General features: G+C 34.4%; 23 protein-coding genes. 4 read left to right on the top strand and 19 right to left on the bottom strand.

Annotated features, from left to right (window positions below; all coding sequences use genetic code 11):
• Positions 1-51: 51 nt before the first annotated feature.
• From NBRC110019_RS02430 to NBRC110019_RS02390, 9 genes are all read right to left on the bottom strand, one after another.
• Positions 52-381, bottom strand: coding sequence for a 2Fe-2S iron-sulfur cluster-binding family protein (locus NBRC110019_RS02430; RefSeq protein WP_281751987.1), 330 nt, complete (start codon positions 379-381; stop codon positions 52-54).
• A gap of 28 nt (positions 382-409) precedes the next feature.
• A complete protein-coding gene (locus NBRC110019_RS02425; protein WP_281751985.1) occupies positions 410-1,462 on the bottom strand; it encodes an NAD(P)/FAD-dependent oxidoreductase in 1,053 nt (350 codons plus the stop codon).
• A gap of 108 nt (positions 1,463-1,570) precedes the next feature.
• A complete protein-coding gene (locus NBRC110019_RS02420) occupies positions 1,571-1,810 on the bottom strand; it encodes a NifU family protein (RefSeq protein ID WP_281751983.1) in 240 nt (79 codons plus the stop codon).
• Between the two features lie 3 nt (positions 1,811-1,813).
• Positions 1,814-2,941 carry an Mrp/NBP35 family ATP-binding protein gene (locus NBRC110019_RS02415; protein ID WP_281751981.1) on the bottom strand — a complete coding sequence of 376 codons (1,128 nt, stop codon included), beginning with the start codon at positions 2,939-2,941 and terminating at the stop codon, positions 1,814-1,816.
• Positions 2,942-3,233: 292 nt separating this feature from the next.
• A complete protein-coding gene (locus tag NBRC110019_RS02410; RefSeq protein WP_281751979.1) occupies positions 3,234-4,538 on the bottom strand; it encodes a TolC family protein in 1,305 nt (434 codons plus the stop codon).
• Positions 4,531-6,972: an ABC transporter permease gene (locus NBRC110019_RS02405; RefSeq protein ID WP_281751977.1), complete on the bottom strand. Its 2,442-nt coding sequence runs from the start codon at positions 6,970-6,972 to the stop codon at positions 4,531-4,533. The genes NBRC110019_RS02410 and NBRC110019_RS02405 overlap by 8 nt, the downstream gene beginning before the upstream one ends.
• Before the next feature lies 1 nt (position 6,973).
• The gene (locus NBRC110019_RS02400; RefSeq protein ID WP_281751974.1) at positions 6,974-9,376 is read right to left on the bottom strand and encodes an ABC transporter permease; all 2,403 of its coding nucleotides are present in this window, start codon (positions 9,374-9,376) and stop codon (positions 6,974-6,976) included.
• Between the two features lie 57 nt (positions 9,377-9,433).
• Positions 9,434-10,138 carry an ABC transporter ATP-binding protein gene (locus NBRC110019_RS02395; protein ID WP_281751972.1) on the bottom strand — a complete coding sequence of 235 codons (705 nt, stop codon included), beginning with the start codon at positions 10,136-10,138 and terminating at the stop codon, positions 9,434-9,436.
• A 24-nt stretch (positions 10,139-10,162) separates the two neighbouring features.
• Positions 10,163-11,401 (bottom strand): efflux RND transporter periplasmic adaptor subunit, encoded by a 1,239-nt coding sequence (locus NBRC110019_RS02390; RefSeq protein ID WP_281751970.1) that lies wholly within the window; start codon positions 11,399-11,401, stop codon positions 10,163-10,165.
• 141 nt (positions 11,402-11,542) lie between these two features.
• Here NBRC110019_RS02390 and NBRC110019_RS02385 point away from each other — a divergent pair, with 141 nt between their 5' ends.
• The gene (locus NBRC110019_RS02385; RefSeq protein ID WP_281751968.1) at positions 11,543-12,892 is read left to right on the top strand and encodes a sigma-54-dependent transcriptional regulator; all 1,350 of its coding nucleotides are present in this window, start codon (positions 11,543-11,545) and stop codon (positions 12,890-12,892) included.
• A gap of 4 nt (positions 12,893-12,896) precedes the next feature.
• On the top strand, positions 12,897-14,225 hold the full coding sequence (locus NBRC110019_RS02380; RefSeq protein ID WP_281751966.1) for a sensor histidine kinase: 1,329 nt from the start codon (positions 12,897-12,899) through the stop codon (positions 14,223-14,225).
• Positions 14,226-14,232: 7 nt separating this feature from the next.
• Here the strand turns inward: NBRC110019_RS02380 and NBRC110019_RS02375 are convergent, their stop codons facing one another.
• The 3 genes from NBRC110019_RS02375 to trmB are packed head-to-tail and all read right to left on the bottom strand — an operon-like array spanning position 14,233 to position 15,889.
• A complete protein-coding gene (locus NBRC110019_RS02375; protein ID WP_281751965.1) occupies positions 14,233-14,565 on the bottom strand; it encodes an MGMT family protein in 333 nt (110 codons plus the stop codon).
• 12 nt (positions 14,566-14,577) lie between these two features.
• Positions 14,578-15,210: a lysine transporter LysE gene (locus NBRC110019_RS02370; RefSeq protein ID WP_281751962.1), complete on the bottom strand. Its 633-nt coding sequence runs from the start codon at positions 15,208-15,210 to the stop codon at positions 14,578-14,580.
• Positions 15,211-15,214: 4 nt separating this feature from the next.
• The gene (trmB, locus tag NBRC110019_RS02365; RefSeq protein WP_281751960.1) at positions 15,215-15,889 is read right to left on the bottom strand and encodes a tRNA (guanosine(46)-N7)-methyltransferase TrmB; all 675 of its coding nucleotides are present in this window, start codon (positions 15,887-15,889) and stop codon (positions 15,215-15,217) included.
• 70 nt (positions 15,890-15,959) lie between these two features.
• Here trmB and NBRC110019_RS02360 point away from each other — a divergent pair, with 70 nt between their 5' ends.
• On the top strand, positions 15,960-17,018 hold the full coding sequence (locus tag NBRC110019_RS02360; protein WP_281752286.1) for a glycosyltransferase: 1,059 nt from the start codon (positions 15,960-15,962) through the stop codon (positions 17,016-17,018).
• Here NBRC110019_RS02360 and NBRC110019_RS02355 read toward each other — a convergent pair.
• The 5 genes from NBRC110019_RS02355 to NBRC110019_RS02335 form a co-directional block, all read right to left on the bottom strand.
• Entirely contained in the window at positions 17,015-17,950 is a 936-nt protein-coding gene (locus NBRC110019_RS02355; protein WP_281751959.1) for a carbohydrate kinase family protein, read from the bottom strand. The two genes, NBRC110019_RS02360 and NBRC110019_RS02355, sit on opposite strands and share 4 nt — an antisense overlap.
• Entirely contained in the window at positions 17,944-19,119 is a 1,176-nt protein-coding gene (locus NBRC110019_RS02350; protein WP_281751956.1) for a glycoside hydrolase 100 family protein, read from the bottom strand. Before NBRC110019_RS02350 ends, NBRC110019_RS02355 begins: the two co-directional genes overlap by 7 nt.
• Entirely contained in the window at positions 19,112-20,431 is a 1,320-nt protein-coding gene (locus tag NBRC110019_RS02345) for an MFS transporter (protein ID WP_281751954.1), read from the bottom strand. The genes NBRC110019_RS02350 and NBRC110019_RS02345 overlap by 8 nt, the downstream gene beginning before the upstream one ends.
• On the bottom strand, positions 20,428-20,766 hold the full coding sequence (locus NBRC110019_RS02340) for a glutaredoxin family protein (RefSeq protein ID WP_281751952.1): 339 nt from the start codon (positions 20,764-20,766) through the stop codon (positions 20,428-20,430). Before NBRC110019_RS02340 ends, NBRC110019_RS02345 begins: the two co-directional genes overlap by 4 nt.
• Positions 20,767-20,864: 98 nt before the next feature.
• Positions 20,865-23,501, bottom strand: a complete 2,637-nt coding sequence (locus tag NBRC110019_RS02335; protein WP_281751950.1) for a TonB-dependent receptor — start codon at positions 23,499-23,501, stop codon at positions 20,865-20,867.
• A 166-nt stretch (positions 23,502-23,667) separates the two neighbouring features.
• On the opposite strand from NBRC110019_RS02335, the gene NBRC110019_RS02330 reads away from it, so the two are divergent.
• Positions 23,668-24,702 carry a LacI family DNA-binding transcriptional regulator gene (locus NBRC110019_RS02330; protein WP_281751948.1) on the top strand — a complete coding sequence of 345 codons (1,035 nt, stop codon included), beginning with the start codon at positions 23,668-23,670 and terminating at the stop codon, positions 24,700-24,702.
• Positions 24,703-24,726: 24 nt separating this feature from the next.
• On the opposite strand, the gene NBRC110019_RS02325 is transcribed toward NBRC110019_RS02330, so the two are convergent.
• Both NBRC110019_RS02325 and NBRC110019_RS02320 read right to left on the bottom strand, forming a co-directional pair.
• Positions 24,727-25,815, bottom strand: coding sequence for a sensor histidine kinase (locus NBRC110019_RS02325; RefSeq protein WP_281751946.1), 1,089 nt, complete (start codon positions 25,813-25,815; stop codon positions 24,727-24,729).
• A 7-nt stretch (positions 25,816-25,822) separates the two neighbouring features.
• The gene (locus NBRC110019_RS02320; protein ID WP_281751944.1) at positions 25,823-26,512 is read right to left on the bottom strand and encodes a response regulator transcription factor; all 690 of its coding nucleotides are present in this window, start codon (positions 26,510-26,512) and stop codon (positions 25,823-25,825) included.
• Positions 26,513-26,642 lie beyond the last annotated feature (130 nt).

Genomic DNA, 26,642 nt, shown 5'->3' with positions numbered 1-26,642 from the left:
AAAAAGGATCATTGTACCAATGATCCTTTTTCATTTATATAGGTTTTAAGACTATGCCTCAGGAGCCAGTTCTAGCTCTAACCCGTCTAACGCTTCGGTTATATGAATTTGACAGCCTAGTCTACTATTATCCTTTACATTAAACGCCTCCCAAAGCATTGCATCTTCATCAGGTGTTTTTTCTGGTAATTCGTGATCCGATTCAATATAACATTGACAAGAAGCACACATAGCCATACCTCCGCAAATACCTATAGTACCTTCAGGAGCCAGCTCATAGGCACGCACCAATTCCATTATATTCATGTTCATATCTGTTGGAGCATCTACAGAATGTTGCACTCCTTCTCTATCTTTTATTTTAATTGTAATATCACTCATTACACTATTTTATTTCACTAAAAGTAACTTATTGTATTGCCTTTACAACTGCTTTCTCTGCTTGTTTTCTAGTTCCGTCAAAACCATCTATCCCAGAAACGGTTGTATACTTTAACACATAACGTTTCCCTGGATTGATACGGTTATAAACACTCTGGCACATTAAAGTAGCCTCGTGGAAACCGCATAATATTAGCTTTAATTTACCTGGATATGTATTGACATCTCCAATAGCATAAATACCTTCTATATTTGTTTGGTAATCCAAGGCGTTGTTTACCTTAATAGCATTCTTCTCTATTTCTAGTCCCCAATCTGCAATAGGACCTAGCTTTGGAGTTAAACCAAATAACGGAATAAAGTTATCTACTTCTAACGTAATTACCTCTCCTTCTTTATCAATATCTACTGCGGTTAAATAATCTTCTCCATGAACACCAACAACTTCTGCCGGAGTCATTAGATTTATTTTACCTTGCGTTTTTAATTCCTGTACTTTTTCTACAGAATCTAAAGCTCCTCTAAACTCATTTCTACGGTGTACTAAGGTAACCGAAGCTGCAACATCCGCTAAAAAGATACTCCAGTCTAAAGCAGAATCACCACCACCCGCAATTAAGATCTTTTTATCTCTAAATTGTTCCGGATCTTTCACAAAGTACTCAACCCCTTTTTCTTCAAACGACTCAATGTTTTCTATTAGAGGTTTACGAGGTAAAAATGTTCCTAAGCCTCCTGCAATAGCTATTGCTTTTGCTTGGTGTTTAGTTCCTTTATTGGTAGTAACAATAAAAGTACCGTCTTCTTTCTTATCTATAGTTTCTGCTGTTTCTCCTAAGGTGAATCCAGGCTCAAATTGTTTAATTTGTTCCATTAGATTGGTGACTAAATCACCTGCCAGTACTTCCGGATATCCCGGAATATCAAAAATCGGTTTCTTAGGATATAATTCAGTTAATTGTCCACCTGGTTGCGGTAGTGCATCTATCAAATGACATTTCATTTTTAACAAACCTGCTTCAAAAACCGCAAACAAACCCGTTGGACCCGCCCCAATAATTAGTATATCTGTTGTTATCATTTCATTAGATTTCGGAAAAAAGATATTTTTTCTCCAATTAAAAAAATGGCAATAGAAACCAGTCACGATACAACTCGCCCACCAGAATCCTTGCTATACAATGTGCAATTAAGCTATATTAATTACCTCTTCTATTTGCGGAACATATTTCTTAATAGTCATTTCCACACCGCTTTTCAGCGTCATTTGGTTTACAGAACACCCAACACAAGCACCTTCTAAACGTACTTTTACCAATTTATCATCATCTATAGAAACCAAAGAAATATTGCCTCCGTCACTTTCTAAAAAAGGGCGAATTTCATCGAGCGCCTTTTCTACATTAATTCTAATTTCATCCGTAGTCATAATTTACTTTTTAACCGATGAACAACCGGCCATTGTTGTTATTTTTATAGCCTCTGTTGGCGGTAAGTTTGTGTTACGTTTTACCACTTCAGACACTACGCTTTTAGTCAACTCTTCAAATGCTCTTTCCAAAGGTGTATCCTCCTGCAATGCAGCAGGTCTACCAGCATCTCCCGCCTCTCTGATGCTTTGTACCAATGGTACTTCACCAAGGAAAGGTATTTCTAGATCTTCCGCTAAGTTCTTAGCTCCTTCTTTTCCAAAAATATAATACTTGTTCTCTGGTAATTCTTCAGGTGTAAAGTAAGCCATGTTTTCTACAATACCCAATACCGGAACATTAATGCTATCCTGACGAAACATTGCTACTCCCTTACGCGCATCTGCTAACGCTACATTTTGAGGCGTACTTACAATAACAGCCCCTGTAATAGGTAACGACTGCATAATGCTTAAATGAATATCTCCTGTTCCCGGAGGTAAATCCAATAATAAAAAGTCTAGCTCTCCCCATGCAGCATCAAAAATCATTTGATTTAATGCTTTTGCAGCCATAGGTCCTCTCCAGATAACAGCCTGATTAGGTTGTGTAAAGAAACCTATTGAAAGTATTTTTACTCCGTAATTTTCTATAGGTTGCATTTTAGATTTACCATCTATATCTACCGCCAAAGGTTTTTCGTCGGCAACGTCAAACATAATAGGTGCAGAAGGTCCATAGATATCGGCATCTAACAAACCAACCTTAAAGCCCATTTTAGCTAATGATGCTGCTAAATTTGCAGTGATAGTAGATTTACCTACTCCACCTTTACCAGACGCTACGGCAATAATATTTTGAATTCCTGGTACTTCTTTGCCTCTAATTTGTGGCTTTTCAGGAGCCTCTACTTTTATATTTACCTTTACCTTTGCCTTTTCATACACCTTTTCGTGAATTACTTTCATAATCTCTACTTCGGTTTTCTTTTTAGCTTGTAAGCTAGGGTTTCCTATAACTATATCTACCACTACTTCATCGCTAAAAGTCATTACATTTTGTACAGCTCCGCTCTCTACCATATTCTTTCCTTCCCCTGGTACAGTGATGCCTTGAAGAGCGTCTATTATATCTTTTCTATTTAATTTCATGCTTGTGCATTATTTAAACTCATTCTAAGCTACAAAGATACGCTTTAAATTTGTTATCTAAAACATATCTGTATATTAGATGGTAAGCGAATATAGCTCTTTAAAAACTGTTAATTATATGATATTTATCAGTTTGTTACCAAAGTTACAATCCCTTAAAATATACCACAATCTAATACATGCTATTTTGCTATACGCACCCAAAACCCTTCTTAATCCACAAAACAAATAATGGCGAACCTTACCGATTCGCCATTATTAGACGCTATATATTTTAAAAGGTTTACCCCTTTTACAACATGAATGCGTTATATTTAAGTAGATTTAATTTTAACTGTGTAAATTCTTTCAGCATACTATTTTTTAACACATTATACTTAGCCGTTAGCAACTGGTTTTTAACCGAAGTAAAAGAAACAATTTCTATCTTGTTACTAGCATACTTAACTTCCGTTGTGATATAAGATTTATTAGCATAATCTAATGTTACAGCTAAGGTTTGCTGTAACTGTTTGTACTGACTCATTTGTGTTTTGGCTACCTTAATCTCTTGTGCTAATTTTACTTTCTGATCTTGATTTTTAATTTTCATTTGCTCGCTATTCAACTTGGCCACTTTAATTTTTCTTCGGGTTTTAAACCCATTAAAAACAGGTACACTTAACTTAAATCCAACTACATGGTTTTTATTAAAATCTATTTGATAATCAAAGCTATTTACGGTTTCTCCTGTTGCCGAAGTTAAGGGCTTATAATAAAAAGTAGAAAACTCATAATAAGCACTAACAACCGGCAATAACGCAGCTCGTTGTAAGTTAATATTCTTTAAACTGCTTTCATAAGCCAATTCGGTTTGTAACACCTTGGGGTTCTCTTCACCACTCTCTTCTACCAATTCCACCATACTATTAGGCATTAGAAGAAATACCTCATCCGGTACCTCATCTATATTCATTAATTGAAATAACTGTAGCACCTGTGTATCTAAAAGCTGTTCCGTTTCCTGCATTGCTTTTACTTCTTGCTGAAAACTTAACTGCATATCATATAAATCACTTTTTGGTCGTTTTCCTAAATTAAACTCGTCTTGTACTCTCTCTAAATTTTGAGAGGTATTTTGCAGTTGTTCCTGTTGAATTTTCACCAACTCTTGCGTATACAATGCATCAAAAAACTTCTCTAAAAGCATCATCTTATACTCATAGGTTACTACCTCTTCATCGGCCTTTGCCAAATCAATAGCCAGCTTATATATTCCTGACTGGGAAAGGTTGGAAAAATCTAACAACGAAAAATTCGAACTCAAATAAAAATTATCATACAAAATATCTGAACTCACCCTTGCATTGGTTGCCGGATCAATAGTAGATCCAAAATTGTAACTCTGACTAGCATTAAGGTTTACCAATGGTAGCATCGTTTGCAATTTGGGCACATATCCTTTTTTAGCCTTTGCCCATTCCAATTTTTTTATCTTAATATCTCTGTTATTTTTCAACCCTGTTTCCAGACATTGTTGTAGAGACCAGCTCTCTTGCTGCCCCCACACAACAACACCCATGAGAAAAAAACATAGTGAAATAAACACCTTATTCATACTTTATATATTTTAGTAAATCAACATTACTTGTTGCCATATATGCCTTTAAAACTACTACTACCAAGGTTAACGCCATTAATGATACAAACCCGACGATAAACGGAAATAAAGACAGCTCTATTCTACTAACAAAATTGTCTAACCAAAGGGATAGTAAATAATATTCGGGGGCAATAGCTATTACAAACCCTATAACACAAAAAACAATATATTGCTTAGACAAAGCAAACAACAAACGTTGTGTTTCGGCTCCCAGCGTTTTACGAATGGCAATTTCTTTCATTTTACGCTCTATAGAGAAGGATGCCAATGCATACAACCCAAATAGCGCAATAATGACTACCGTAATATTTAACAACAAGAATAAATTCTTCTGATTGGTATATTGCTGATACGTACGGGCAAACTTTTTGTCTACAAAATCATACTCAAATGGGAACTCTGTATCTATTTTCTGCGTCCATAACTTTTCAACCTCAGCAAGTACATGTTCTGTTTTAGCCGGGTCTATTTTAATGTACACATCGTGTACATTGTTAATCATGTATTCTACCGTTTTAAAATGGAAAAACACCATTGGAGGAATTTCTTCCTCTGGACCACTGGTATGAAAATCGTTCACTACCCCTACAATTTTTAGCGGATCACCTCTCCATGGAATTTCCTTTCCTAATGGATGATCCTCCTTCATAAGTCTTGCAGCAGTTTCATTAATAAGAATGTTACTAACCGTATCCTGCGCAAATTCAGCTGATAGGAATCGACCCTCTCTTAGCGTAATCCCCATCATTGGTAGCACATTAAAATCCATTCCCATGTTATGCCCTTGAATTTCTTTCCCCTTGTAACTAAAACTTGAAGAAACATTACTCCCTTTATCAAAAGAAAAAGCACCTGCACCCATCTCTTCAATGCCATCTATCTTTTTTAGCTCTTGTTCCATAAAGTTGAACTTATTAAGCAACTTTTTTCTATACCCCTCTTCTCTCCAATCGTATGGATTTCTAAAGTATATCTGAACTACCTGATTGCTGTTGTACCCTAAGTCCATATCAGACACGTAATTCATTTGCTGGTTTACAATGTATGAACCCGTTATAAAGAATGCAGCAATACCAAACTGTAGCACCAACATAGTGTTACGCAACCCAATACCTTTATTACTTCTGGAGTAATCTCCTTTTAGCACTTTAATGGTACTAAAGTTTGCCACATACAATGCCGGTAAAAAGCCCGCTAGAATAATAAGCACAACAAAAACAACAATTAACTGTATATAAAATTGAGTTCCATTAATACTTAACTCTTTTCCTAAAAACTCATTGTAATAAGGCATTGTAAACTCTACTAAAGCCATAGACATAATGATACCTATTAAAATCATCAAGGCGCTTTCAAAAACAAACTGCTGTACTATTATTTGCTTAGTGGCTCCTATTACCTTGCGCACCCCTACTTCTTTAGCTCGTTTTAGCGCATTGGCAGTAGCCAGGTTTACATAATTAATAATGGCTAAAACAAGTATTAAAACAGACAAGCCAATCATTATATACAGCATCTGTAAATTACCTTTTCCTTCAGGATATCCTGAGGTAACAGAATATAGTCTTGAAGTTTCCAGGGGTTCTACCAAAACGCCTATTTTGCCATGCTCTTTTACATATTCATCTGCGGTTACACCTTCTTTTTTTGCACTCGGGTTAATCCTATGTTCTATATAAGCATTTTCAACAGCCTTCTTTAAGCCATCACCTTTACTCGGATCTTTTAATTTAACTAGTAAATTGTAATTAAAATTACCCCAAGAATCAGCATTATCCTTTAATAATTCTTCTATGAGATTGGTTACCGCCTCGGGAGCATACGACGACTTACCCGGAATTTTATATACCCCTTTTACGGTTAATTTTTCCTTACCATAGGTAATTATTTTATCCATTGGATTCTTATCTCCGAAAAGACGTTCTGCCGTACTTTCTGAAATGGCTATACAGTTTCTATTAGCCAACGCAGATTGTGGTGTGCCTTTTATAAATGTAAATGGGAAAAAACTAAAGAAGTTACTTTGAGCATCTGTAATTTTTACGATTTCATTCTTTTCGTTATACGAAAGTATATCTTCAGTATAATAATCATCTAAATAGCAAAACTCATCTAGGTACGGCAACTCTTCTTGTAAATAGGCAGACAATGGCACTGTATTGGTATTCCAATATCCCAAGCTGCTTTCGATCTGACTTAAATCATTAATCACCTGGAAAACCTTTTCCTTTTCAGGATTCCATTTGTTGTACTCATGCTCATCATTCCAATACAAAATAGAGAAAATAAGTCCCGATATTCCTAAACTAAGCCCCAATACATTTAAGAATGTAAATAACTTATTTGTTTTTATGTTGTATATAAATATGTGTATCCAGTTACGCAGCATGTTACTCGTATTTTAAATAGGTTAATACATCCACACGCGTAGCCTTATAAGCCCTTCCTAACACTACAATCAACGTAAGCAACGCCAATACAATAAAGCCAATAATGAATGGCAATACAGAGATTGAAATGCGGAATACAAAATTATCTAACCAAGTGCTTAACAGATAGTATACCGGGAAGATGGTCATTAAAAAACCGATTATACAAAACACCAAGTATTGTTTAGACAGTGTAACTAAAAGATCTTTAGTGCTTGCGCCTAACGTTTTACGTATAGCAATTTCTTTCATACGTCTTTCTATAGAATACGAAGCCAAAGCAAACAACCCAAATAAGGCTATAGATATTACTACAATATTTAATATTGAAAATAAATTTCTTTGATCTACATACTCTTCGTAAGTACGAGCATACTTCTTGTTTATAAATTCATACTCAAAAGCATACTCTATGTCTACATCTTTATTCCAAAAAGTCTCTATATCGGCTAGTGTCTGCTCCATTTTATCAGCATCTATTTTCACATATACCTTATCCAGATTGGACTGCATCCACGAAATGGTTTTTATATGAAAAAACACCATTGGCGGAATTTCTTCGGTCAACCCAAATAGGTTAAAGTCTTTTACCACCCCAATAATTTTCAAGTTGGTACCATTCCATTTGATTTCCTTACCAATAGGTTCCGGTTCTTTCATCATACGTACCACAGTCTCATTTACCAACATAGAACTAATAGTATCTGATGCAAAATCGGGTGAAATATCTCTTCCCTCTATCACAGGCACATCCAACATTTCTAACAAACCATAGTCTACTCCCATATTTTGCCCCTGAATGCTTTGGTCTTTATAATCAAAACCAGAGGTAGAACGGGCTCCTTCCCCAAATCCAAATACCCCCGTAGAAACCTCTTTTACACCATCTATTTTTAGAAGCTCATTTTTAACGGTTGTATATCGGTCAAAGACCTTTGTATTGATTCTTCTTAATCGTATTTCTACAACCTGATCTCCATTAAAGCCTAAGTCTTTTTCAGACATAAATTTTACTTGTTCATAAACAATATAAGACCCTACAATAAAGAAAGCAGCTATAGCAAATTGCATGATAAGCATTCCGTTACGTAACCACACCCCGCTCTTACTTCTTCCGAAGTTACCTCGTAATACTTTTAACGTTTCAAAATTAGCTACATAGATGCCTGGGAAAATACCAGCAATCACCACTAATAAAATAAATATGGTAATTAACTGACTGTAAATTAGCCCTCCTTGTATCACCAATTCCTTTTTTAAAAAGTCATTATAATACGGTAACACCAACTCTACCAACACCATAGCCAAGGCAATTGCAAATACCGATAGTATAGCGGTTTCAAATAAGAATTGACAAATAATATTTCCCTTAGAAGCACCAATTATCTTTCGTACACCAACCTCCTTAGCTCTTTTAATAGCATTCGCAGTTGCCAAATTCACATAATTTACAATAGATAATACTAAAATAAGAATAGATAACCCTAACATAATTATTAAAAACTGAGGGTTTCCTTGCCCTTCAGGCAAACCAGAATCTATACTACCCAATCGCACATCTTTAAGAGCTTGTAACTTCACATAAAATTCTCCATACTTCTCTATAAACTCTTCAGGAGATAACCCTAGTTCCTTTGACACTGGGACTATCTTTTTTCTATAATAAATATCATCAATAGTTTTAATAACACTCTCTTTATCCTTAGGATCGTTAAGCTTTATTAAGAGTCCAAAATTGTAATTACCCCAAGAGTCTGCATTGTTTTTTAAGGACTGCTCAATTTTATTGGTAACCATATCTGGTCTTATTGACGATTTTCCTAAAATTCTATATACTCCTTTAACTACCATATCATTACCTGAATAGCGTACAATTTTATTCAACGCTTTTTCATTTCCAAACAAACGTTTGGCGGTTGTTTCAGAAATAGCAATAGTATTGTCTCCTAAAGCAGTTTCAGAATTCCCTTCTACAAACTCAAAAGGGAAATATTCAAAGAAACTGGCTTGTGCATTCAGTATATTTTCTACCAGTTCTTTTTTGTCATTATAGTAAACATTTTCAGAAAAGTACCAGTCATTTAAATAGCAATAACTAGCTACCTTGTCGGTACTATTTATTATCTCAGGACCAAGAGGTGCTACACTTGTATGCCACTCCGTGTTTTCATTCATACCATTAATAACCTCAAACACCTTTTCTTTTTGTGAGTTCCAAGCATTATAAGAATGCTCATCGTTCCAATACAATATGGCAAAAACAAGTCCGGTGATCCCAATACTTAATCCTATTAAATTAAGTAGTGTAAAAAATTTACTATTTTTAATATTGTAGAAAAAAATATGTACCCAATTTCTAAGCATAACTCTAGTTTTCTGGTTGATTTAATTGATTTGTTTGATTGATGTGTGATGAATGAACTAGCTGTTTACTACAATATCTATGTTTTTATTCTGCTGTTTTTCTGACAAAATCATACCGTCTTTCATTAGTATGGTTTTTTGAGAAAATGAAGCATCATAATCGGAATGTGTTACCATTAAAATAGTAGCTCCATTTGCATGTAAATCGGTTAAAAGCTCCATTACCTCATTACCATTTTTACTATCTAAGTTTCCTGTAGGCTCATCTGCCAAAATAATCTTAGGCTCATTAATTAGCGCTCGGGCTACCGCTACACGTTGTTGTTGCCCCCCCGATAATTGTTGTGGATAATGTTTTAATCTGTGAGAAATTCCCAAACGTTCTGCCATCTCCTCAACTCGTTTTGCTCTCTCAGAAGCTGCTACGCCATTGTATACCATGGGCAGTTCTATATTATCATAGACCGATAGCTCATCAATAAGGTTAAAGTTTTGAAATACAAACCCTATTTGTTGTTTTCTAATCTTTGCTCTACCACGTTCTTTTAATCCAACCATTTCATTACCTAAAAGATTATAGCTACCAGCAGAAGCGCTATCTAGCAAACCAATAATATTTAACAAGGTAGACTTACCACTACCCGATGGCCCCATAACGGTAACAAACTCTCCTTCTTTAATAGTTAGACTTACGTTGTTTAAAGCCTTAGTTTCTACCTCCTCTGTTCTAAAAACTTTTGACAATTGATTAATTTCTATCATAACTTATTCGTTTTTAATTGCTTATTAGTTAAAATTTAAGACCTCTACTTTTTTATAATCTTCATAGTTAGATGTAATTACCTTATCGCCTGGTTTCAATCCACTCTTTACTTCATAATACAAGGGATTTTCTCTACCCAACTCTATTGGCTGTCTTATTGCTTTATCTCCTTCTAGTTTAAAAATCCACTTACCGGCTGTCTCTCTGTAAAAACTACCTTTAGATACCACTACTGCTTTTTCTTTTTCCGAAAGTTTTAAGCGTACCCCAAAACTTAATCCTTGTTGTAAATCAAGGTCTTTATCGGTTACAAATTTTAGTTCAACCATAAAGCGTCCTCCTTTTACTTCCTGTATCACTTTGGTTACTTCTACCTCTATCAGTTCTCCTTTAAAATCTATTTGTCCTTTTTGGTGTTCAGAAACCTTATCTAAATAAAACTCATCTACATCAGCCAATAACTTATAGCCTTCCATCACATCTATTTTACCTAAAGTTTCCCCAGCATTATAGGTTTTCCCCAGTACCGGTTCAAAAGAAGATAATCTACCGGTAAACGATGCTGTAATTAAGAAGTTCTTTTTATTCTGACGAAGTATTTCCAAACTCTTTTCCATAATTGTCAGCGAACGGTTCATCTGAGCTAATTGTATGGCATTTGCCTCTTTTTCTTTTGCTACCGTTTGCTGAATGATATTTTTTCGTTCCTGTTGGTAACGAAATTTTTCCTGTGTAATAATCCAATCATTTTTGGCTAGAATTTCTTTTTCAAAAAGCTGCTTGTTTAAGTCATATTCGTTTTTAGCATCTACATAGTCGTGCTCAATAGCAACCCTGTCTTTCTCCAAACTTAATTCCTGATTACGCAAATCTAATCGGGCTTTATGCAAGTTGTTAATTTGTTCAATCATGCTTGTTTCCTGATTCATGTAACTTAACTCAGTGTTCGGATTGTACAACCGTACCAATGGCTCTCCCGCTTTTACAATATCGCCATTTGCCACAAAAATTTCCTGAACAGCTCCACCCTCTACTACATTAATCAACGTTGATGTCAGCGGTTCTACCTTAGCCTGAAAAACGATAAAGTCCTCAAAATAATCTTCAGAAACTGTTTTCACAGAAATTTCTCCTCTCTTTATATTAAGACTGCGTTTTTTGGTCATTGAAAAATAGGCTAGTACTCCTACAACCAAAAAAAGAGCTATACCCATTAATACCCGTTTATTTTTTTTATTTTTACCTTTAATGATAGTGTCCATTTATTGCTATTTGTTTAACTATACCATCAATACCGTACCAAAATTTAAAAACTCATAAAAAACTGTTTTTCAAGCATATAAAAAACACGATATATTATAAGTGCCCATAAATGAACACCTTTGTCCGTAAGTGAACAATACATGAAAAAAACGAACGCATCGATATTAATTATTGACGATCAGGAAGACATCCTTTTTGCCCTTAAAATGCTCCTTAAAAAGCATTACGAACAAGTTTACACCTTAAATGACCCTAAAAAAGTTATTGGCTTGTTGGCAGAAAATACCATAGATGTAGTGTTATTAGATATGAATTACCGGATTGGTTTTGAAGACGGACGAGAAGGTATTTACTTCCTAAAAGAAATTAAGAAGCTTTCTCAGGGAACTATGGTAATTTTGATGACGGCATTTGGCAAAGTTGAAACTGCAGTGGAAGGACTTAAATCGGGGGCTTTTGATTATTTATTAAAACCCTGGGACAACGAGAAACTTCTGGAAATTGTTAAGAATGCAGTGCATGAAAGTAGAAAATATAAAAAGCTATCTATTGGTACTAAACCTATAAAAGCGAGATATTTTATTGGCGAAAGCAAAGAAATAAACAAAGCATATACCTTAGCTAAAAAAGTAGCTAAAACCGATGCCAATGTATTGATTTTAGGAGCCAATGGTACGGGTAAAATGGTCATGGCTAAATACGTACATGACAATTCTTCAAAAGCCACCCAATCTTTTGTTCATGTAGACCTAGGGTCGTTAAGCGAACATATTTTTGAAAGCGAGTTATTTGGGTATGCCAAAGGTGCTTTTACTGATGCCAAACAAGATAGCCCAGGAAGGTTTGAAGCTGCACAAAACGGAACCATATTTTTAGATGAAATAGGTAATGTACCGCTTCACCTTCAATCGAAACTATTACAGGTAATACAAAGCAAGACTGTTATACGATTAGGAGAATCTAAACCTCGTCCGGTAAATGTGCGTATCATATGTGCTACCAATGCTAATCTGAAACAAGAAGTGACGGATAAAACATTTAGACAAGATTTATACTATCGTATTAACACCATGGAAATACAGCTACCTTCTCTTAAAGAACGCAAAGAAGATATTTTGCCTTTAGCTGAATTTTTACTCGAGAACATGATGGCTAAATACGAAAAAACAGGCGTTACATTTAACGATACTGCTAAGAATCACATGGAGATATATAGCTGGAATGGGAATATTAGAGAGATGCAAAACCGTATTGAAAGGGCTATTATACTATGTGAGGACAATACCATTACCATAGACGATTTAGATTTAGAAGATGTGCCATTGGAAGATACCTTAACGGGATCAGCCGATTTATCTGAAATTGAAAAAATAACTATTGAACGAGCACTCTCTAAAAACGACTATAATATAAGTAAAACCGCCGATGAATTAGGATTATCAAGAGGTGCACTGTATAGAAGAATAGAAAAATACGGTATAGAAAACTAACAGCATGGAAAAACTAAAATTACATCAGGCACTTTTCATCAGACTGGTTATTGTTGTTGTATTTGTATTTATCTGCTGGTTATTGTTTTCACATGCTTTCTTCTACTCTGGTGTCTTTGTTACTTTTATTCTACTAATGCTGCTATTAGAAATATATAGTTACATTAATAGTGCTTTTAATTTTTACGAACGTACTATTGATGCTATTCTACAAAATGATTTTTCGGCTGATTTTTCGGTATATAAAAATGGACACAACTACACCAGCTTATTCAAACTGTATAATAAACTAAAAAAAGAACAGCATAAACAGCAGTCGCAAGAATTAGTATACCAATCTCTACTAAACAATATTGAAACGGGTATATTAATACTAGAAACCACAGGAGCAGAAAGAAATATTTTTTTAATGAACGACTATTTCTCCAATCACTTTAAAATTCCGAAAGTAACCAAATGGAAATACCTTGAGGAACAAGCTCCCGCAATTGCAGACCTAATTAACGCACAAAACTTTAAGGAGGTTAAAACTTCTTTACAGATACGGGTAAACAAAGAAGACAACCAAACGTTTATTATGCAGACAGCATGCACAAAGACCCTGCATGGCACGTATTATGTTGTGTTGTTAGACTCAATTCAAAAAGTAATAGATAAAAAGGAAAAAGAAGCCTGGAGCAATCTAATGAAAGTTATTTCTCATGAGCTTTTAAACTCTATTACCCCTATACGATCGTTATCACAAAATCTTCAGGAAATGGTTACCCAAGACACCTTAACCGATGAAGATTTACACGATATGAAAATGAGTGTTTCTACCATGTTACAGCGTAGCAATCACTTACAACAATTTGTAGAAAGCTACAGAAAACTAGCTATGCTACCCTCTCCTAAAAAAGAAAAAACATCACTACAAGAGCTAATAGATAGTTGTGTAACGTTTATGAAACCTTTGTTAAAAGAATCTAAGATTACATTGGTAAATGCTATCGATTTTAATAGATGGTTATTATTAGATAAGTTACTAATGGAACAAGTTTTTATTAATTTGCTTACCAATAGCATGTACTCATTACAAGAAACCACAGAAAGGAATATTACCATTGAGGCGGAACAAACCAACAATAGAATTTATATAACTATTACAGATAGTGGAAAAGGTATTCCTAAGGAAATAGAAGATAAAATATTCTTACCCTTTTTTACTACCAGAAAAGATGGTGCTGGTATTGGCTTAACCTTGTCTAAAAATATTGTAGAAGCCCATGGCGGATATTTGGTATATCAAAACAAAGAAGGTAAAACCAAATTTGTAGTCTGTTTGGTAGAATAACGCTTTCTTAAAGAAGTTCTTTTGACGGATCCCAAAAAAGTGTCTCAAAATCTACTATCTGATTATCTTTTACCTTAATTCCTTCGGCTTCTAATAGCTGTTGCATAAGGTTGGTACCTTCAAAATGAAATTTACCCGTTAACATCCCCTTACGGTTCACCACTCTATGAGCCGGGATGTCTTCTCTACCATTACAATTGTTCATAGCCCAACCAACCATTCTGGCAGAACGTGGGGCACTTAAGTACCTAGCAATAGCACCATAAGATGTAACCCGTCCATAAGGTATTAAAGCAGCTACCTCATATACACTTTCAAAAAAATTAGGCGCTGTACTCATTGGCTACAAAAATTAATGGTAGTAAAGTTTTATTAGGGTAAATAGCATTAGTAAAACCATTAACACTCCCATAATATAATCTGAGTATCGTGTAAACGATTTAGATTTTAACTCTAATTTATGGAAATAAAAAATATAAACATATAAAATGGAAAAAGTGCCTAATGCTGCAGAAATCACAAATATTAAAGTGTCTTGCCATTGAAACTTAATCCATCCACTAACTTTCCAGGTGGCATTAAGCCCGCAGTAAAAAGGCAACGTTAATAGGTTTAAAACACCAAGTAACATACCTTTAAAAAAGCTGTTTCTTCTACTAACCGAAATATATTTTACCTTTTTTTCGGCACCTGCTTTCGCCTTCGCATGCAAGAAAAAATACACCGCTAGTATGGCAAAAATAACCAGCGCTGTTTCCATTAAATAGACGATAATATGCTTATTCTTAAAAAGAAACTTAGAGATATGCACTGCTAAATATGCCTGTAAAGCAATAATAGAGCATACCCCAACACTAAAATAAACCGCAAATTTTTTCCCTTTTTCAGCACTAATCTTGGCTGCATTCATATTAAGAAGCCCCGGAATTACAGAGGCTCCAAAAGAAGAAAAATAAGTGGCAAAAAAGAGAATAACTAAATGCAAACCGTTATTTTATTTTGAATTTTATATAGGTAATAGGTTTATTTTGCTCAAGATACTGATTTTCGTAAAAAGTTTGAATACTTGTTACTTCTTTTGGAGCACCTTCGTTTTTATAAACATTATGATTGGCATATAAAACGTCATGCCCTTCTCCATGTAACAACCCTAAAGTATATCCATGCATAAACTCACTATCTGTTTTTAAATGCATTACCCCTTCCTCATTTAAAACACGCTTATAACGCTGTAAAAACTCGCTATTAGTCATACGGTGTTTTGTTCTCTTATACTTAATCTGTGGATCTGGGAAGGTAATCCAAATTTCACTTATCTCATTTTCAGCAAAAAAATATTCAATAAGTTCTATTTGTGTTCGCAAAAACCCAACATTCCCCATTCCATCTTCCACAGCTGTTTTAGCACCTCTCCAAAAACGAGCCCCTTTAATGTCTATCCCTATAAAATTCTTTTCAGGATACATTTTCCCTAAATTTACGGTGTACTCACCCTTACCACATCCAAGTTCTAAAACAATAGGATTGTCGTTCTTAAAAAAATTGGCTCCCCAATTGCCTTTTAACTCAAATTCACCACTCAACGCTTGCTCTCTTGTAGGTTGAATTACATTCGAAAATGTCTCGTTCTCTCTGAACCGCTTTAGCTTGTTTTTACTTCCCAAAACAATTATTTAATTTTTTGGCAAAATTATGGAAAAGTTTAAGAGTGCAAAATTTAATACATTTGTTATTATGAGTGAAAAAAAGCGCATTTTGGTAGCCCCTCTTAATTGGGGCCTAGGGCATTCCACCCGTTGCATCCCTATTATACATGCATTACAAGACGAATTTTATGAGCCCGTTATTGCCTCTGATGGTATTGCGCTTGAGCTTTTAAGAAAAGAATTCCCAGATTTGGAAGCATATGAACTGCCTTCTTACGATATTGAATATGCAAAAAAGGGTAAGAACTTCAAATTAAAAATGATTTGGGATTCTCCTAAAATGTTAGCCGCTATAACAAAAGAACGTAAGGCCGTTGAAAAACTGGTTGAAGAAAAAAATATACACGGTATTATATCTGATAACCGCTTAGGTATTCAATTAAAAAAGATTCCATGTGTATTCATAACACACCAATTAAATGTACTTACAGGTAATACTACTTGGTTAAGTTCTAAAATTCATCAAAATATTATTAAAAGATATGATGAATGTTGGGTACCTGATTTTAAAGATAAACCTAACCTTTCTGGCAAATTAGGTCATCTTAAAAAAGATAAAAAGAATATTAAATATATAGGCCCATTAAGCAGAATAGCTAAGAAAAAAATTCCTAAGGCTTATGATATTATGGGGCTTATTTCAGGACCAGAACCTCAACGTACCATGCTTGAAGAACTTCTTATAGAAGAACTAAAAAAACACTCAGGCAAAGTACTAATAGTTCGTGGTAAAATTGAAAAAGAACAAACCCGTAAAGAAGATGACAACTTAGTTATATACAATTATATGACTAAGGAACAATTAGAAGAAGCGTTTAACCAAAGTGATATAGTTATTAGCCGAAGCGGCTATACAACTATTATGGATTTGGCTAAACTAGAGAAAAAAGCCTTCTTTATTCCTACGCCAGGACAATACGAACAAGTATATCTTGCAAAGCGCTTGAAGAAAAAAGGCATGATTCCATATTGTAAACAAGAAGACTTCAGACTTAAAAAGTTAGATAGTATTGATGTTTATAACGGATTTACCGTATTACCAGAAAACAACAACCAGTTAGCTGATCTCTTTACTATTTTTGACTAAAGAGCAGCTAACATTTTTGTTGCATCTATATTAATAGGCAAACCACCTATACGTTGTAATTTTATGCCTGCCATTTGTTGTGCAAAGGCAACACAATCTTGTAGTTTCTTATAATGTAAATAAGCGTATAAGAATCCTGTCCAAAAAGCATCTCCTGCACCGGTGGTATCTTTCACCTCCGGTATGTGCAATGCATTTTGAGAATACATTCCTGTAGTTGTATCAGAAACAACTACACCGTTTTTACCTTTTGTATAGCATATAGTTGCTGCACCAGCCGAATGGAAGTATTCAAGAATTTCATTATCGCTTTTTACCTCCCCGAAAAATCGAAAACAGTCGTCTTCACTAATTTTAACCAATGGCTTTTTAGAAAGGTATTTTTTTAAAACATCTTCGGCTTCTTTTCTATTAGGCCATATTTTATCCGAAAAATTAAAATCGATACTAATAGTTAAGCCTTTCTTAGCAGCTCTCCCCGCTGCATCTAAAATGGTATCTCTCGCTGGGTTCTTACTTAATCCAAAACATGTTGTATGAAAAACTCTGGCGTTATTTAAAAGCTCATCAGAAATCTGATCGTGAGTTATTTGATAATCTGAGTTTCGGTAAGCAATAAATTCAGGCGTATCAGTAGACTTAGAAACAAAAATAACCGATGTAGGCATTTCCTCTTTTTGCTTTAAAAATCTAGTATCTACATTATTTTCCTTTAATTTTTCAACCATAAAATCTCCAAATCCATCTTTTCCACAGGATGCAATTAAGGTTGTTTTTAATCCTAATCGAGCTCCATTTATAGCCAAGTTTGTTGGGGAGCCTCCTAGGTGTTTATGATAATCTTTAATGTTACTTATACCTACATTTAATTCATTACCTATAAAGTCTATAAGAATTTCACCAGCAGATATAATATCTATCGTTTTTAACATAGGGGGGATATTTTAAAATTATTGGTAAGTGCCTTGGATACTAAAATTGCTGCTGCCGCACTCCATGCACAATAAGGTACCCCATTAGGAGCTCCTGTTTTTGTATTGAAATTTTCAAAAAAAGAATAATCTTCCTTAGCATTCGCCTTATTTATAACATCTAACATATTAGACGCTTTCTCCTTTTGTCCGTGTTTAATTAATGCTAATGCATAGAACCCGTTAACCATTGGCCAACTTCCTCCGTTATGAAATTCGTACGGATAATTTCTAAATTCGTATTTGCAGTTATCTTTTAGTAAATCCCAGTGTTCTTCTCCTTCAAAAATAGGAGGCCAAAAGGCAGGCATCAGTCCTAATTTAGTTTCTTCTTGCAACGCACTCATGTAATTAATCAACCTACTTTGGAAGGTTTCATCTCCAATATTTAATAATAACGCCAACGAATTACCAAAAGCATCAAAAGAAGTTTTATACCCACTCGGAGAAAAAGAACAAGGCAAATAGTCTTTGTTTTCTAATCGCAGATAAGCCTTATCATGAAACTTCTGCTTTCTAGAATTTGGACAAAAATTAGCTTCTATTTGTTCTTCTATTGCCTTTATTTTTGATGCAATTACCGAACTATTTTGAAAATAGTTATAGGCCTTTAAAGCCCAAATTCTCAAGAGCTGATCATATAAAACATATCCATCTGTAATATATTCATCGGCCCAATTGCCCGATAGTGGAGTATACACCAAATGCTTATTATTAAACTCCCAGGCAGTTAACAAATGAAAACACTTTTCTATGGTAGACTTATATTTTTTAAAGAAAGCGGTGTCGTTTCTATGAAATGCATATTCACATACACCTATTACAAACCACGTTACAGCATCTACTCTCCCGGCTAACCCACCATAACTAACATCTGTTAACGACTTAGTAATAAGCACATTTGATGGAATAGTACCTATTGAATGTTGATATTTTGCCAAGGTTTCTAAGGTCTTCTTGAAGGTATTAATCAACTCCTCATCTTCGGAAGCCAAGGCTGCTAAACCACAAATAACACCATCTCTAGACCAAACTCGTTGGTAATTTCCAGTATTTTGAATACTCGCATAAAAACCATTTTCTGAAGAAGCTCGTTTTAAGAGATCTATGGCTTTGCCGTAACTATTCATAATTTTCAATTTTTACAGTTTTCTTAGATTTAATCAGCAAGGTTAAAAATGCTGCAATTATTATAAATACTCCTCCAAACGTAATAGCATTACGGGGATCGTTATTCAAAAAATTCTTTAATATAAAGCCAAATGAAAGATTTTGAATAATCATTGGTATTACAATCATCATGTTAATAATACCCATATACACGCCCCGACGAGACTTAGGTATATCTGCCGAAACTATAGAATATGGGATTCCCATAATGCTTGCCCAACCAATACCAAACCCCGTAATCGCAACAAACAACAAATTTTTATCAGATATATGAGGGAATGCTAAAAAACCAAATCCTGCCAGTAGTAAACAAACAAAATGTACATTTTTGGGACCGTATTTCTTTGCATATATGGCTAAAATCAATGCCACCAAAAACGTTACCACATTATACCATCCGTTAACTAGCCCTGTCCAGCTTACCGCTTTACTATATAAAGCTTCATTACTTTTTGGTGTTACATTCCAAACGGAAAGCGCTATACTTTTAGACGAATTTTGCCAATAACAAAAAAGCGCATACCACTGAAAAAAATACACCAATGCTAATTGCCACATTATTCTAGGCATTTCTTTAATAGCTACAAATATTTCAAGAAACGTTTGAAGCCCCCCCTTATGCTTTTGTTTCATAAGGGTAAGTTCTTCTTGGGTAGGGGGTATTTCTTTTGTGGTTTTCATAGACCACCATATGGTACCAATAGAACATACTGCTCCTAGAAAAAAGGAGGCATATACCCATGTGGGCAATGATCCTGTTTTACCAATAAAAATTAAAGGAAAAATGAAAATGGATAGATTAGCCAACGTTTGTCCTAATCCGGTAAAGAAACTCTGCATCTGAAACCCCATAGGCTGCTGCTCAGTAACTAATTTATCTGCTACAAATGCCCTATAAGGTTCCATTGCCATATTATTTCCAACATCTAAAATCCACAACAAACCAGCAGCCATCCATAACGAGCTACTGTACGGATATATAAACAAACAAAGACTACATAGAATAGCTCCCAGAAAAAAATAAGGCTTTCTTCTTCCAAATTTAGGATGCCAGGTACGATCACTTAACACCCCTACTATTGGTTGTATTAAAAATCCTGTTACCGGTCCTGCTAAATTTAAAATTGGTATTTGATCTGGAGTTGCTCCTAAAAAATCGTAAATAGGATTTACGGCACTTTGCTGTAACCCAAAACTATATTGGATGCCAAAGAAACCGACATTCATATTTACTATTTGCCAAAAGCTTAACTTTATCTTACCTAATTTCATTGATTCAGTTTTTCTAGAAATTCTTCAAAATCTCCATCATTCATAAATATATCTCCTTCTTTATCTATTACAGGTATCGCTACACTTGATAAGCTTATACCAGCATTCTTTAATTTACCTAACATTTCTTTAAGCGCCTTTTCATTTATATCAATATCAAAAAAAACATAGGCTATATTACGATCCTCTAAATATGCTTTAGTGTCTATGCAATAATGACAGTCGCTACTACCATAAACAATAATCTTTTCGTTAGCATGATCAAGGTTTTGTGCAACCATAGTTTCTGCATAAAAGAAAGAAAGGAATACCAATAAAAATCTAAGATGTTTCATGTTACTATTCAATTTTAATTAAGTTCCGGCGCTATACAGCACCGGAACTTTTCATCACTGCATGATCATTCTTCAACTTACTCAAAATACTACTTAAACTAAAACTTATATGATAGGGTTAACGACGTTGTTCTTCCGTTAATAGCCCTTGCTCTCACTATATTATTTGTATTTTCTGTAATACTACCTTCCTCTACTTCTGTGATACCAATGGTATCAAACACATTATTTACATTCAATGAAGCAGTTAAACCATCTATTAATTGAAACCTCACAAACGGATTTACATATGCATATCCTGGCATTACTAACTCATTACTATCCTGAGCATAAGACTTTGTTGTACCAATTACACTAAATCCTAACATATGCTCATTTGATTTACCCATTCTATAAGAAACATTCGCATTATAGATAAAATCTGCCTGACGTCTAGGAGTGTTTCCAATGAACTCAGGATTGAAGAAATCTTCTTTGATTTCGGCATCTGTCCAAGTTACACTACCTCCTATATCAAATCTCTTCTTAGTATAATATGCTTCCAATTCAATACCGTATGCCTGATATTCTCTTTGAATTTCTCTTGGTGAACCACCGGCAAAATCCCAGTTCTGCTCAGAGGTATTTGCTAAAAATCCAGTTGTATATAAAGCAAAGTCTCCTTTTCTATGTTTAAAACCAACCTCTGTTTGTGTTACTTTATCTGCACTCAATCCGTTAATTGCTGCTCCCGATGCTAATACAGCAGAACCAAATAATAATCTATCTGCATTGGCACGTCCACCTTTACTATGTCTTGCAAAAACCGATTGATTGTCATTTAATAAATAGTTAGCACCAAAGGAATATGACATATAATCAAAATCATAATTAATAGGTAATCTATTGGCATTATCTACTACAGAAACACTCTCTTCATTGGTTTGAATAACACCATCATTATTTACGTCTAAGTCTTGTGCTTGTGTTGACCCGGCATACGTCCCTCTTGCAGTTCCATAATCAAAACGAACACTAGCATCAACGTTTAATTTTTCAGTTACTTCATATTCAGCTCCAACATACGGTGCAGAAATATCGTAAACAGCATCGTAATTACGTGTACAACAGTTTCCCCATGAAGGTACACCATAAGCATACAATCCGTTAGTAGATGCATCTCCTGCATTTAACAATGCTGCATTATCTCCTTTAACTTCTAATAGGTATGAGTTCCATAACCATGACATTGAAATATTCTGAATAGCTCTGTAATACCCTGCAGATACATCTAGATTCCCAAACTTTTTAGATAGCTTTAAGTCGTTAGTGAAATTATTGAAATTGTTTATCTCTACATCAAATAAGTGAATACGCATTGCTAAAGCACTATTAGAAAATGCTTCCCCTGCATTAACACCATTAGCGTACGTTAAATTACCAACGCCAAACTCCGTTGCATAGTTCCCTGCCGTTTGCACATCTGCCGGAAACGGAGATACAAATCTACCTTTATTGAAATTTAATCTAAAACGTTCTTCAATCTTCCATCCTGCTTTAAGATTAAAAGACATTTCTGCTCCAAAAGAAGTGGCTATTGGGCGCATACCATCCCCTATATTACTTCTTCTTGGTTGCCCATCTGCACCAACACTAAGGTTATCTAAAAATAAAGCACTATGTGGTGCATCGTGTAAAATATCAAAACTTGAAAGTGAAGACCATTCAGGGTTTGCATTGGTACCCGAAACCTGTACTGGCATTGGTAAGTACCCTACTGCTTTATCATTTAAATACTTAACATATAAACGAACATATCCTTTTTCAAACTCTTTTGTCAAGTTTGCTTTAAATTGCCCACCAACGTTAGCCGTATATCCGGTATTTCTAGGTCCTTCTCCCTGGCGGAAAAATCCACCCATATGGAAATTAAGTGACTCATTAAGGGGTGCCCCATACTCAAAATCGGTTCTACTATTTTTATAGTCTATTCCCAAAGAGTGTGTTAAAGAACCACCTTCTACTTTTCCGTTCTTACTAATGAAATTAATAATTCCTGCAGGTGAATTACTGGCTAAGGTAGAAGCTGAACCACCACGAATAGCCTCGATTCTTGAAACCGTTTGATCATATCTTAAGAAGATATCGGAATTTCCAAAGGCCACATCTCCAAATTGCATTACCGGCAAACCATCTTCATGTAATTGTAAAAACTTACCACCACCCGAAGCTACCGGAATACCCCTTACTGTAATATTGGCGTTACCTTCACCTCCTGTTGATTCAGATTTAATACCGGGTACCGAACGAAACACCTCAGCGGTTACCCTAGGAGCCGACTCTGCAATCTTTGCAGGCCCTACACTACTAATAGAAACACTTGACTGTAGTTTAGATTTAGGATTCAAAACCCCTGTAACTACTACATCTGTAAGTTGAGTAGCATCTTCCTCTAAAACAATGTCAAGTTTGGTTTCTCCATTAATGGTTACATTCTGTTTTTGCGATTTAAATCCTATATAGGTAACAACAATAGTGATGTCCCCATCAGTTAAGCCCGCTATTTGGTAATTCCCATCAAAATCTGTTGAGGTACCAATAGCAGTATTTTCTAAAGTTACATTTACTCCAAGTAAAGGTTCTCCATTTACATCTTTAACAGTTCCGAATAAAGTACTCTCTTGTGCATACATCCCTAAGGATGCAAACAATATCAGTAAAACTGTTATTTTAATATTCATAAAATTCGATCTCATTATTTGTTTGTTTTAATTATTTGACAATACAATTACCTGATTTTTAGTAAATGTATAATTTCAATAAACGAAAATAACTAATTTATCAAACGAAAACGATTTCGAAAACATCGAAATCGTTTTCGTTTTAGTATCGCATTCCATATTTTATGCTATATTTAAACTTATGAAGCAACAAAAAGAGCCTACTTTAAAGTTAATCGCCGAAAAATTAAACATATCCGTAACCACAGTATCAAAAGCTCTCAAAGGGTATTCAGATGTTAGTGCAGTTACGCGACAAAGGGTTATTGATATGGCCGATCAGCTTAACTATACCCCTAACTCATTAGCTGTTAACTTTAGAACAAAGGAAACAAGAACCATTGGTATTATTATACCAGAGGTAGTACATCATTTTTTCTCTAGTGTTATTAACGGGGTAATAGAAGAAGCCGAAAGACAAAACTATTTTGTGATTATTCTACAATCTAATGAGAAAAAAGAGATGGAGAAAAGGCAAGTAGAATTACTTATTAGCAAAAAAGTTGATGGTATTATTATGTCTTTATCGAATCAATCTAATGATGAGGACTATTTAAAAATGATTATCAACAAAAAAATTCCATTTGTTCTTATTGACAAAATTTCGAAACTAATTGACTGTTCTAAAGTAGTTATCGACGATAAAAAAGCTGCATTTGATGCTGTAAATCATCTTATAAATATGGGGTGTAAAAAAATAGCACATATTAGAGGTCCTTTAAATCCTCAAAATGCCATTGACCGCTTTTTAGGATATAAAGCAGCTTTAGCGCATCATAATATTCCTTTTAACCCTGAGTTAGTAATTCCATGTGAACGTGTATGTTATGAAGAAGGTTATGAATTTACAAAAAAAATAATGACAAAATACCCCGATGTAGATGGATTTTTTGCTATAACTGATTTAGTAGCTGTTGGTATACTTACCTACCTGAATGAGCAACAGATAAAAGTACCAGAGCAAGTTGCTGTAATTGGTTTTAGTAACTGGTTCATGTCTGGTGTTATTTCTCCAAAGTTAAGTACTATAGATCAGCCCGGATTTACTATGGGTGCACAAGCTTTTTTACTTTTAAAAGAAGAAATGGAATCTATGAAAACAACTGGGGAACGACTTTGTAAAACAATTACTTTAAATACAGATGTACTTGTAAGAGCTTCATCAAAACGTAATTAATGAATAGTATAGGCTAAAGTAAGCTTATATCTCATCATCATACATTTCCTCAGCTTCCAATATTTGGTCTTCTGCAGCTTTTTCTAACGTAAAAGAAAACTCAGAACCTACACCAAATACGCTTTCAACATAAATCTTCTCTTTATGCGCTTCAATAATATGCTTCACTATAGACAGCCCTAAACCAGAACCTCCTTCTTTTCGGTTCCCAGATTTATCTACGCGATAAAAACGCTCAAATAATCTTCTAATATTTGATTGCTCTATACCTTCTCCGTTATCGGTAACTCTAATTATAATTTTATTCTTGATAAGGTTTTCAATGCTAATTTCAGTAGTACCATCCATCTTACCATACTTAATACTATTTACCACCAGATTAGCCACACATTGCTGAATACGTTCTTTATCGGCATATACATAAATAGGCTCATACGGTATATCAAACGTTAGCACAATATTTTTCTTATTGGCTTTCATTTCAAATAATTCAAAAACACTTTGTATGAGCTCTACTATATCAAAAGCTTCTTGTTCTAGTATTAGATTACCTACTTCTAATTTAGAAATCATATCTAAATCTTTTACAATGTAAATTAATCTATCTACCCCTTTAGCCGCTCTTTGTAAATACTTTTTACGTATATTTTTATCATCCATTGCACCATCTAGCAATGTAAGTAAATACCCTTGTATTGTAAACAAGGGGGTTTTAAGTTCATGAGAAACATTTCCCATGAACTCTTTTCTATATTCTTCCCTAACCTTTAAAGTTTCAATTTGCAGTTTCTTATCCTTAGCAAATTTCTCAATTTCCTTGGTAAGTGTAGACATATCTGTAGTAATGGGCTGCTCATTAAAAGAGGTAGATTCTAATAAGGAGACATCGTCATAAATTCTTTTTACTCTTTTGTAGATAAATTTCTCTACTCGGTATTGCAAAAAGAAAAACGACAATAAAAAAATAGCTATTGCATAACCCAAGATAACCCACCAATCAAAGACTCCTCCGGTTAAGCTCAATAATAAGCTTACCAATATAGAAGAACTAATGGTAATAAATAAAGATGACTTTAAGGCAAATCGGTAAGACTTTTTAAGCTTTCTCGACATTCAAAAATTACAATACAAATTTATATCCTACCCCTTTAATGGTTTTAAAGTGGTCATCGCCAATTTTTTCTCTAAGTTTTCTAATGTGAACATCAATAGTTCTACCACCAACAATAACTTCGTTACCCCAAACTTTATCTAAAATTTCTTCCCTTTTAAATACTTTTCCTGGTCTAGAAGCTAATAGCGACAATAATTCAAACTCTTTTCTTGGCAATATAATCTCAGTACCATTCTGAATAATCTTGTACTCAACTCTATTAATAACAATATCACCAACTTTAACAATATCATCGGCTACTTCTTCATTGCTATCTTTCAATCTTCTTAATAATGCCTTCACTTTACTTACCAAAACCTTTGGTTTAATAGGTTTTGTTATATAGTCATCAGCACCGGCATCAAATCCTGCCATTTGAGAATAATCTTCTCCCCTTGCCGTTAAAAATGTAATAATTGTATCAGACAAATCAGGAACCTTTCGTATTTGCTCGCAGGCTTCTATACCGTCCATTTCTGGCATCATCACATCTAATATAACAAGATGCGGCTTTTCTTTCTTAGCTTTTGTTACAGCTTCTAAACCGTTTGATGCTGTACTTATTTGATACCCTTCTAACGATAAATTATACCCAACAATCTCCAAAATATCCGGTTCATCATCTACCAATAAAATTTTAACGTCTTTTTTTTTCATGATTTATTGCTTCTTCTATTATAAAAGTTGCTCAAAAGTAAATATAATATTAAAATTTAACTTCTATTAACTATTTGTTCTTCATAATACAACATAAAATTAAAGTAGCTAAATGGTATATCTGATTAAC

This window comes from Neptunitalea chrysea (assembly GCF_027924145.1).
Lineage (GTDB): Bacteria > Bacteroidota > Bacteroidia > Flavobacteriales > Flavobacteriaceae > Neptunitalea > Neptunitalea chrysea.
This window is presented reverse-complemented; position numbering and strand designations above follow the sequence as displayed.